Origin of the sequence: Providencia sp. PROV130 (assembly GCF_028482225.1) — a bacterium.
GTDB lineage: Bacteria > Pseudomonadota > Gammaproteobacteria > Enterobacterales > Enterobacteriaceae > Providencia > Providencia rettgeri.
Window position 1 is genome coordinate 107,683 of the sequence record NZ_JAMPQC010000025.1, and the last position, 9,189, is coordinate 116,871.

The window sequence follows — 9,189 nt, forward strand, 5'->3', positions numbered from 1 at the left end:
TAACTCTGATGCCATATTATATACGGGGTTGACTCAAAGGCAGTGAACAGGTCTCTTCAGAGCCCGAAATGACGTCTATTTGCAAAAAGGTATTTTCATGCGTCAACTCGACAACTCTGATGCCTTTCTTTTCGCCATGAGAGTGCAAAAAAAGAGAAAGAGTCCATGAGATCACTAAGGCGGCGTAATAATATTACTGCTTTTTTGGTAAAACTGACTTTTTGAGTCGATTTTGGGTGTTTTTGCTTTAGCCGGAAGAGATCTCATGTGGGGTAATAATAGGGGTTCCGTTTTTTTGAACCTTTTTGAATTTTTAATGTGAGGGTAACTCGATGGATGTGGAAAGCTACATCAAGCATCTGGAGGAAAGCGTCAAAGCCCTGGACAGATCGGCGGATGTTTTGACTGCCGAAGCTACAACGCTGAGAGAAGATTTTTGGAAGCTGGCGACCGCTGGTGGTGAAAAAGCGCATTACTCATTCAACGTTGTTAAGCAGGGGCCATCTGTTCGGATCCGCTGGGCAAGGATGACTCCATTGCGAAAAGCAGGTGGGGAAGTTGCAAGGGTGGTTCCGAAATATTTGAAGGTGAACAAGGGGGAAAGTTATCCTGCGAAAGTTTTCACGGATGCAACACCCCGTGAATTGACCCTCATTGTGACCTACGAACCGCAGCTTAGTTTGATCCGTTCTGAGATGAAAAAGAACCGAGCAATTAGGCAGCTGTTATCTCGACGGATAACGGAGAGCAGGAAGCAGCTTTAGCGTGGGGCTTTAGTTGTGTAAACAAAACGACCGGTATGGTTTAATTTAACTTTAGAGGGCTATTGAGAATGTCTCACGAAAACGTTAACAAGAATGCAACAACAGCAATCGGTGAGGTCTGTGCAAATTTCACCCGTAACCTGGGCACTAAGCACGAAGAGTTGCTTTGGGGGGTTAAGGCGTCTCGTGACATTCTAACCGGTACTGTGGAAACCGTTAATGCTATCGCGGGTCACAAGAAAGTCGCGGCAGTGAAAGTTCTTGCTCAGGCAGATAACGATCTGGCTGCACTGGAAGTCTTTGCGAAGGGGTTACAGCGCAACACTCTGGTATATATCCCTCATGCTGATGATTGGGATCAGGATGTGCTCTTGAAGGTGATGGCACTATTCGGGGCGCGTCAGTCGAAATGCATGCTGGGTTTCTCTGAGCCTTCACGCTTGTGCTTCGGGATCTACATGTTCCTGGTCAGTTATCAGGTTGATGCTGAGTACAACGTCTCGCGCTGGTCTCTCAATATGAGTGCGCCAATTCACGAGCTTGCTTCCCTGAGCTGATTTAACACATCGCCTTAGTCAATCTGAAACCGGGCAACGTCCCGGTTTTTTTGCACCCAAATATAACCACGTCACCTTCTGTTAAGTGAGCCTTCAGGCGATCAGTTAGTGAGCCTTTAGGCGACCCTCGGGCTTTCAGTGGGCACTTTGGTATCAGGAAGGATTTCGGGATAACAGGGTTTGTTTTTTGCGGGGAGTGTTAGCGATCGGGATAGGTGGGAAGGTAAACGAAACGAGAAGGCACGTATTTGTTTTGGTTTTGTATCACGGATGGTGGGTGTGATGGGTAAACAAAGGGAGAATGCGGTCATGATTTGTTGTTTTGTTTTTGTTGTTTTGTGTGTGGATATTGAGGTCGATAGATTGGGTGGGAAAGATTACAGGGCTTGAGTCAAACACTTCGCGGGTCGCGGATGGTGGGTTCAGTATGATGTTGAGATGAGCGGGATGTCTCGAAGGAATTTCCTCCGGGGGTTTTTGTGGATTTTGTTTTTCCGCTGGGGGTGTTGGTGTTTTTGGCGGTTTTTTCCTCTGGGGGTGTTGGCGGTTTTTGCGTTTTTTCCCTCTGGGGGTGTTTAGCGATGTGGTTTTGAGACCGTCCCAAAACGGGCGCAAAACGAGGTGGAAAACCTTTGCCTGAATATTTCCGCTGCCATATTCTGCATTTTGAATTTCCCGGCACCTGTTTGCGTTGTGTAATCCGCCAGCTTTGGTTGGGAGGTCTCTCAGGGTGGGTACAGGATGAAGGTTCTCCGCACCTCTCGGGAGTCTATCATGCTGTTGACTCCCCAGATTTCACGTAGCGCTACCAGGGGGGGAAGGTAACCGACAGTTGGGTGATCTGCTGAGGTTGGATAAAACGGCATCCAGTCTTTTGTTGTGAATGCATCGCCTGTGTAGTTTGTCATCAAGATAATCGCTTTTGTTATCCGTGGGGGATGGCTTAGGCGTGGTGCGATCGGATCTGCTGGTCGCAATTTCAAAACAAGGGGGTAAGTGTGAGTATCGAAACGACGAAGGCACCGATCGAGTCGGGCATGTTTGGAAGTTCAATCCCGGCCCCTGGGTCACTGTACTGGTTTAACGTCTCGTTGCTGTTTTTGGTTGTGGCGGGTATGAATGCTCTGGCTGACGGAGCTTTTCCGAGCCTGTTTATTTGTTTCGCTTTGTTTGGTTGTGCTGTTTATGGTTGGCTCCAGCCATTGGCGAACGGAGAGCGCCGGTTGGTATCCGTACCTGGTTTCTTGTTTTACTCAGGTTTCATGTGGGCGTTCATGAACATCCAGCAACATGTGTTGCATGAGCCAATTGGGTTTACTGGAACGATGTGCGTTGTGTTGAGTTCGTTCGTTGGTTTTTACTTGGGTCGCTATATGCGGATCGGGCGGTTTTCGCTGACACCTCCGGCCGCTGAATAACGCGAACGCTATTCAGGAATTGAAACCGCCTTCGAATGGGCGGTTTTTTATTTTGGGAACCGTGAACTGGAAAAGAACTTGTTGTTATCCAGTGAGGGGTTGGCCGAGAGAATCGCTGGCAAGTTCAACCGATCCCTCTTTGTCGGGGAAATGCTGGTGGTAGGATTGTCCACAGGTTGAAATTCAACATTGGAGAAGCGAATGGAATTAGTAGGTAAAGTCAAAACGGCGAGTGGTTATGCGAGTGCATCGGTAGAGGCGGCTTTCAATCGTGTGGTTCACGGTGAGCTGGTTGAGTTTTTGGTAACCCGGTCAATGGAAGACCAGCACCTGGTTGTAACTCATAAGGCTTCGGGGCGGATGGTTTGCCCGATTGACTTCCTGGCAACGGCATTGGAGGGGGCCGAGTCAGCAGGACGTAAAGCGCTGGACGCGTTCCTGTTCAACGTGGGTGAGCGGCGATTTATTGATGCGGTAGGCCGTTCGGTAGCATAGGGATTGATGTTGTTAACAGGATCGGAAAAGGATCCGGATCCCCTCTCATTGTCTCTCTGAGCCTCTCAGGGCGATTTTTACGTTCAAATCGGAGTAGGATTACATGGGAATCAATAAAACGTCTCTGAGGCCTTCTGAGGCGTTTTTAGCGATTCGAAGTATCGGTTGGATCTGAGGGTGGTGAAATGCCTGGTTGTATTCATGCAGTACAGAGCGGGAAGAGGATAGAGTCCACCAGCGCTAAGGGCACAATGCTGGAGCGATTGGAATCGGTGGGTATCGCAGTTGAGTATCAGTGCCGGGAAGGTTACTGCGGATCGTGTCGGATTAGGCTACTGGCTGGTGAAGTTGAGTATCTGGCTAAGCCTTTGGCGTTCGTTAATCCAGGCGAAGTGTTGCCTTGCTGTTGTCGCCCGATGGGTGATGTGACGCTGGATATCTGATCGGCTTCGTTTTATGCTCGACGGGCCGATTCGACACTCTGCATTATCAGCTATTCATACTGGGTATGATTAGGTTATTAGGTCTGTCAATTCAGTCTATTCATATCCGGTATGATTAAGCGCCACCAGCAACGGTGGTGTTTTTGTTTCTGACATTTTGCATGCGAATTTCCCGTTATCCCTTCGCCCAAAAAGACCTTTTTTGTGTCCATTTGCTATTCGTCAGCCAAATACCCCGTGATAGTTTGGGGTCATGTTAATCAATCACGGAGTTACCGGTATGGCACTTTATCAACCTCATCAGGTCTTGCTGGCATTTAGCGATGACTGTTTCAGTACCGTTCGGGGCGCATTGCGTCCATACATCATGATGGCAGTTGTGTTGATTGAACTGGCGCTGGTGGTTTGGATCCATGATGGCAGCGATCACCTTTCGGTAACGTCCTTCCCGGCATTGGCCTTCTCTCTCATCAGTAGTGGAGTTCTGGTTTATGCCCTTCACATACTACGGGTTAAACGGCGGGCTAATTACCGGGACTATCTCTCATCCGTACCGGCGGAGCTCATCACGTTGAACGCGAAAAAGATGGATGCCGTTACCCGCAAAGAGATTGCCGATTGGCAGGATAACCAAAAGGTGACCCTATGACTTTCCTGAAAAGATTGGAAAACCATAAGGCATTCCTCGCCAGCGTCTCCCTCATCATCGCTACCCTGATCGGCGCGACAACTTTTGAGGTGGTGAACCGTCCAGCTGTTTTCATGTTGACTGCCATGCCAGCGGTGAACGCCTCAGTATTGGTTCCGTCACGGATGGGGCCAGGGCTCTTTTTGCTTATGCCGTGTGTGGTGCAAGTTTCTACCGCAGGTATTGTGTGGTGTTTTACCTCGCAGGGCTGGACGGACTCGCTGGGGATTGGAGCTTTACTCATCGTGGCCTACGTCGTGATGACACCCCAAAACCAGGACGATAAGTTTGCTGGGAAATCCTGTGGAGGCTCTCAGTGATGTTTCTAAACGCGTTTCGTGAAGATTGGCGTGACGTGTTGTTACTGGTGGTTGTCTTCGCCATTGCGCTGATCGGTTCAAAATTACCTTGGGTGGGTTCGCTGTTCGGTTCCTTCGTGCTGATCGCGCCACCAGCAATTGCGGTCATGGTGATGAAGGTGAAGCGAGGACTATCCTTCGTACTGGCTCCAGCGCTCTGTCTTGTGGCCGAGTCGTTACTTGCCTATCTGGTTACGCCTTATAGCTGGTCGGGGAGTTCGCAGGTCGGGATCATCTCGCTACCGTTCTGTGGGATGGTGTATTTGTTCTGGGATGATCTGTGAGGGATTTGAAATGCAAGTAACGCAACAGCAGGCCGAACTTATGCAGCACGCGCTGGGTATCCATGTGAACAACAGCGTTAGCAGCCGGAACTATTTTCTCGCCAGTGGTAGCGATGAAGAAATTTGGTCTGTGCTGGTGGGCGCAGGTTTCGCTACCAGCCAACCTGCACCGAAATGGATGGGTGGCGGTACCTTGTTCACGGTAACTGAGGCAGGTAAAGCGATCGCCTTGGCTATGTTACCGAAACCCAGAAAGGTGAAGCGCAATAATCACTACCTTCAGTACCTGAATGCGGATTGTGGTGACACCTTCAGTGAGTTCCTGCTGGGTCGTCGCGCTCCCCTGGTTGAGCGTCGAACCCACGGCGATAGTTACCAATATCGGATGTACCGTGAAAAGTATTGCGAATACTACTCGTATCTGGGTCGTGATGTGGAAGGCGATTGGTGCCCTACCCAGAAAGCGGCCAAGGCCAGTTACAAGCTGGCATTAAAATCAGCGCGCGATAAGCGCAAGCAAAATCGGAGAGAAGATGACACTGCCGCATTACACTAAAGAGCAACTCAAAGCCCTTCAGGCTGACACGTCCGGTAATCTGACCGTGTTGGAGCGATCGCTGGTGGCGCAGCTATTGGCAACGATGCGCGTACCCGTAAAGCAAGGCCTCGTTCCTGATTGGATCCTGACTCATAGCGGTAAGCGATTTTCCTTCCAGGATATCGACCCGGAGACAATCGACATTGAGGACATTGCCACGGCGCTGTCCAATATCTGCCGTTTCACGGGTCATCTGGATCAGCATTACAGTGTGGCGCAACACTGCGTGCTCATTAGCCATTTGGTTGAACCGCATCTTGCGTTCGAAGCATTGATGCATGATGCCAGCGAAGCGTATTGCGGTGACGTTAGCAGCCCACTTAAGGCGCGGTTACCGGATTATCGAGAAATCGAAGGCCGTGTCGATCGCGCTATCCGAGCAAAGTACGGATTACCGCTGGTGGAGACGCCGGAAGTCAAGGTCGCCGATCTGCGGATGCTCGCCAGCGAGATGGGGATGTTTGGCCGTCATAATGCTCAGGCGGTTCCAGATCCCGATAAGTATCCACCAGCGGATATTATGGGGTTACGACTTCTTCCGGCGGAGGAAGCCCGCGCTGCTTTCCTTCAGCGATTCGAATTGCTTTACCCTGGAGAATAACCTCCAAAATATAGAGCCGTAGTATACCGAAATGATATACTTCGGCCTATTAAAATCCCAAGAGGTTAATATCCAATGAAAAAATCACTTGTTTTATTGTCTCTGGCCTTTGCGTTACCTGCGCTGGCTCAGGTTGAGTTGCCAGCGACCGAAGGGGAATTCCCAAAGATGCACCTGAACAAAGAGAATGAGCAGATCGCTCGCAAGGTTGCATTTGATTATCTTGCGAACGCAAAGATTTTCATTTCCCAGGGTACGGTGTCTAAAGACACGTTAACCTATGAAGCTATCATTGCAGACCAGCGCTGTACCATTGAGATGGAATTAGATGCCTTTCCGACTCAGCGCTGGCTCGTCAAAAAACTCGACTGCAAGAACTGAAACCCGCCACATCATCATTATCGGCAGACCTCAACATGATGAGGTTTGCCGTCAATATTTCGCATTCAAAATGTCACTCTAATTTTTGTCACCCTTTTGGCTTCGTCAGCTGTTGAGGTCATGGTTAACTATTCATACAAAAATAATTAACACATGGAGTAATAATGCTAAATCTCATTGCCCGCCTGGCGGAAAGTGGTCATCAAGTCTGGTTTGGTGAAAGTGACACTGTGACGGTAACGCGTGTGAATGGTGATTCACGCGATGTGGTCGAGAGTATCGTCGCCACCGATCCGGCTGCTGTCCTGAATCTGCTATCCCGGTATGGGGCCAACGTTAAGGCCGCAGATGACAAACTGATAATCTGGCGTGACGAGAACGGCGATGATTGGGCTTGCGATCGCGGCAATCTCTATCGCGGTATCCGTGACAACTATGGCGTTCGTTGGGAAGTGAAACTGATTCATGGCATCACTATCCATTCCCCATTCGATGCTGTATTCTGGTTTGCACTGCCTTGGGCGTCCAGCGTTGAAGTGAATGTCCATTTCTCGATCGGTAATACGCTGGTAGTTTCAGCTCCGGCCTATATCACCTTAAACGGTCAACTGGACAAAGATCAGGTTATGGCCTGGGTGAAACTCTCCGGCATGCAAAATGCCACCAGCATTTCCGAACGGTAATATGACTTCTTAACTGCGGGGGGGGAACTCCCCCATTCTGTTCCGCCCTCCCCTCTCAAAAAAATATCTTTTTTTCTTCGATTCGCTTCGTCAGCGGTTAACCGTGGGTGATACTGTTTTCAAGAGCGGTAAACAAAACGAATAATATTAATCGAGGCCAATGCCATGAGCACCACTAATCAAATCACAAAACGTCCGAATCAGGCTCCGGCCCAATTCATGCGTATCGCAAACGAATCTGACCTTTTCAAAAAAGGTCGCACGCTGTGGTATCACTACAGCAGCAGCTTCGGGTATGAGCGTGAGCTGGTTCGTTCTAATACCCAGCGCCTGGCTCAAGGCTGCGGTCTTCCAGTCTCGTTCGTTGAGCGTGCCATCAACCATTATCTGACTCACTAACCCACCAGCGAAAGGATAAAGCCATGAGCGCTATCAACGGAACGTATTGGGTCAAGAACGGGCACACCTTTGGTTATACCTTCCCTGAGCAACCAAACATCTTGGGTGTTCTGGCAAGCAAACCGCAATTGGGCGCTTGCCTGTCTATGGAGCCGCAGCTGATCACACCATCGGATGATATGCGCAAAGCGACTGTGCAGGACTTCGACTTCTTCCGTGTTGTCGTCCCTTCGGACTTCAAACCTGAATAACTGACTGGCACCGACTGAGGTGCCCTTACTGGGATATACCGCAATGAGCGAGAACGAACTGAAGCAACTGATCGCAATGCTGCTTGAAGATGCCAAGCGTATTCAGCAAATCGAACCCAATGCCGGAACTGCCGCACGAATTAACGCGGCCAAGAAAGCGCTTGCCTCTGGTGTCTTTGATGCACTGTTAATGCTGGTGGCATCCACCTACCGCTTGGCAATTGCCGAGGCCGGTTTCGAATATACGGTTGGTGCCGATGGCTCCTTGCTCGTCAGGGATCCTGTCCAATGCAGTAACGGTGCCTTCAAGTGGGTGGAGCACAACATCGTTAAGCTGAGCAGTAACGATGAGGCGTCCAAATTTCTTCTCGAGCGGTGTTAGGGGGTAGGCATGTTTCCTCAGGGCATAGAAGTACGAGCGCACCGTTACACTCAGGCGGGTGGAAAGCGCATGGTGCAATACAGTACCCCTGGCACTAACGGCTGGTTGATCACGAACGGTGAAGTTGCCGATCTCCAGGATGTGCAGGCGCGACATAATGCGCTGCTGATTCATGCTCGCAAAAGTGGGGCATTGGTTAACACCTTCGGTTAATCGCCTCTCCCTTTCATCTTGCCTTCTACCCTGCTCGAATTTTGTCGAGCGGGGCTTTGTTGCTGGTGGATAGGTTTTTGCGAACGATAGTCAGGATTTCAAAATAACTGGCATTATCCCCCTGTATACGTTTCGTCGGCGGTCGGCCTCGTGCGAGAATTTACTCAGTAAACAAAATAAATAACACGAGGAAATACGATGCACACTTTATCCGATCTGCTCCGTCATGCTGGCGTTACCACTCACAAGAAGACTCTGCTGTCTATTCGTGAGCACACCGTGAATTGGGGTCGCAGCGGCCGCGCTGTTCGTCACTTCCCTCGTTATTGTGTTTGGTTCGATACCGAAGACCACAATGATCGTATCGTGTTCACCTTTGAAGCTATCTTGAACCTGAAGCGCACCGCGCCGGAGAAGCTGGCAGACATCAGTATTCAAATCAGCCATTACAGTGACTGGGATCCTGTGAAGCGCCGATTGAATGTCACCCATCCCGAACGTTACCTGAAGGTTGATGGTATGGCTGAAGGCGCTACCGAAAAGACTAAAGCGCTGTGGCAGGAAATTACCGCGCTGACTGAAGGCATGCATCGGGATGACAAACTCAGCTCGTTTGAAGTGACATTCCTGGCACCGTAAACATTCAACTCAGGCCACTGTCGTGGTCTGGGTA

At 50.0% G+C, this 9,189-nt stretch carries 18 protein-coding genes; 17 read left to right on the forward strand and 1 reads right to left on the reverse strand.

Annotated elements, in window-relative coordinates; translation table 11 throughout:
- Window positions 1-332 precede the first annotated feature (332 nt).
- Both mobI and PSF28_RS17645 read left to right on the forward strand, forming a co-directional pair.
- A complete protein-coding gene (mobI, locus tag PSF28_RS17640; RefSeq protein ID WP_094962583.1) occupies window positions 333-764 on the forward strand; it encodes a conjugative transfer protein MobI(A/C) in 432 nt (143 codons plus the stop codon).
- Window positions 765-832: 68 nt separating this feature from the next.
- Complete coding sequence (locus PSF28_RS17645) at window positions 833-1,321, forward strand: hypothetical protein (protein WP_094962584.1); 489 nt, start codon at window positions 833-835, stop codon at window positions 1,319-1,321.
- 725 nt (window positions 1,322-2,046) lie between these two features.
- On the opposite strand, the gene PSF28_RS17650 is transcribed toward PSF28_RS17645, so the two are convergent.
- Window positions 2,047-2,298, reverse strand: a complete 252-nt coding sequence (locus PSF28_RS17650) for a hypothetical protein (protein WP_272685418.1) — start codon at window positions 2,296-2,298, stop codon at window positions 2,047-2,049.
- Window positions 2,299-2,319: 21 nt separating this feature from the next.
- Here PSF28_RS17650 and PSF28_RS17655 point away from each other — a divergent pair, with 21 nt between their 5' ends.
- The 15 genes from PSF28_RS17655 to PSF28_RS17725 all read left to right on the forward strand — a co-directional run bounded on the left by PSF28_RS17655 (window position 2,320) and on the right by PSF28_RS17725 (window position 9,155).
- Window positions 2,320-2,739, forward strand: a complete 420-nt coding sequence (locus PSF28_RS17655) for a hypothetical protein (RefSeq protein ID WP_131680377.1) — start codon at window positions 2,320-2,322, stop codon at window positions 2,737-2,739.
- Window positions 2,740-2,940: 201 nt separating this feature from the next.
- On the forward strand, window positions 2,941-3,234 hold the full coding sequence (locus PSF28_RS17660) for a hypothetical protein (RefSeq protein WP_094962587.1): 294 nt from the start codon (window positions 2,941-2,943) through the stop codon (window positions 3,232-3,234).
- A gap of 185 nt (window positions 3,235-3,419) precedes the next feature.
- Window positions 3,420-3,677, forward strand: a complete 258-nt coding sequence (gene yfaE / locus PSF28_RS17665; protein ID WP_131680378.1) for a class I ribonucleotide reductase maintenance protein YfaE — start codon at window positions 3,420-3,422, stop codon at window positions 3,675-3,677.
- Window positions 3,678-3,957: 280 nt separating this feature from the next.
- Window positions 3,958-4,326 carry a hypothetical protein gene (locus PSF28_RS17670; RefSeq protein ID WP_131680379.1) on the forward strand — a complete coding sequence of 123 codons (369 nt, stop codon included), beginning with the start codon at window positions 3,958-3,960 and terminating at the stop codon, window positions 4,324-4,326.
- Complete coding sequence (locus tag PSF28_RS17675) at window positions 4,323-4,685, forward strand: hypothetical protein (RefSeq protein WP_136135408.1); 363 nt, start codon at window positions 4,323-4,325, stop codon at window positions 4,683-4,685. The genes PSF28_RS17670 and PSF28_RS17675 overlap by 4 nt, the downstream gene beginning before the upstream one ends.
- Window positions 4,682-5,008 (forward strand): hypothetical protein, encoded by a 327-nt coding sequence (locus PSF28_RS17680; protein WP_131680381.1) that lies wholly within the window; start codon window positions 4,682-4,684, stop codon window positions 5,006-5,008. Before PSF28_RS17675 ends, PSF28_RS17680 begins: the two co-directional genes overlap by 4 nt.
- A 10-nt stretch (window positions 5,009-5,018) precedes the next feature.
- Window positions 5,019-5,564 carry a hypothetical protein gene (locus PSF28_RS17685; protein ID WP_136135407.1) on the forward strand — a complete coding sequence of 182 codons (546 nt, stop codon included), beginning with the start codon at window positions 5,019-5,021 and terminating at the stop codon, window positions 5,562-5,564.
- Window positions 5,542-6,207, forward strand: coding sequence for an HD family hydrolase (locus PSF28_RS17690; RefSeq protein WP_410482072.1), 666 nt, complete (start codon window positions 5,542-5,544; stop codon window positions 6,205-6,207). Before PSF28_RS17685 ends, PSF28_RS17690 begins: the two co-directional genes overlap by 23 nt.
- A 75-nt stretch (window positions 6,208-6,282) precedes the next feature.
- Window positions 6,283-6,588 carry a hypothetical protein gene (locus tag PSF28_RS17695; protein ID WP_131680383.1) on the forward strand — a complete coding sequence of 102 codons (306 nt, stop codon included), beginning with the start codon at window positions 6,283-6,285 and terminating at the stop codon, window positions 6,586-6,588.
- A 164-nt stretch (window positions 6,589-6,752) separates the two neighbouring features.
- The gene (locus PSF28_RS17700; protein WP_131680384.1) at window positions 6,753-7,271 is read left to right on the forward strand and encodes a hypothetical protein; all 519 of its coding nucleotides are present in this window, start codon (window positions 6,753-6,755) and stop codon (window positions 7,269-7,271) included.
- Window positions 7,272-7,436: 165 nt separating this feature from the next.
- Window positions 7,437-7,670: a hypothetical protein gene (locus PSF28_RS17705; protein ID WP_136135406.1), complete on the forward strand. Its 234-nt coding sequence runs from the start codon at window positions 7,437-7,439 to the stop codon at window positions 7,668-7,670.
- 23 nt (window positions 7,671-7,693) lie between these two features.
- Window positions 7,694-7,921, forward strand: a complete 228-nt coding sequence (locus PSF28_RS17710; protein WP_042847181.1) for a hypothetical protein — start codon at window positions 7,694-7,696, stop codon at window positions 7,919-7,921.
- 43 nt (window positions 7,922-7,964) lie between these two features.
- Window positions 7,965-8,303 carry a hypothetical protein gene (locus PSF28_RS17715; RefSeq protein WP_131680386.1) on the forward strand — a complete coding sequence of 113 codons (339 nt, stop codon included), beginning with the start codon at window positions 7,965-7,967 and terminating at the stop codon, window positions 8,301-8,303.
- A gap of 9 nt (window positions 8,304-8,312) precedes the next feature.
- Window positions 8,313-8,516 carry a hypothetical protein gene (locus PSF28_RS17720; RefSeq protein ID WP_131680387.1) on the forward strand — a complete coding sequence of 68 codons (204 nt, stop codon included), beginning with the start codon at window positions 8,313-8,315 and terminating at the stop codon, window positions 8,514-8,516.
- 198 nt (window positions 8,517-8,714) lie between these two features.
- Window positions 8,715-9,155 (forward strand): hypothetical protein, encoded by a 441-nt coding sequence (locus PSF28_RS17725; protein WP_131680388.1) that lies wholly within the window; start codon window positions 8,715-8,717, stop codon window positions 9,153-9,155.
- Window positions 9,156-9,189: the final 34 nt, after the last annotated feature.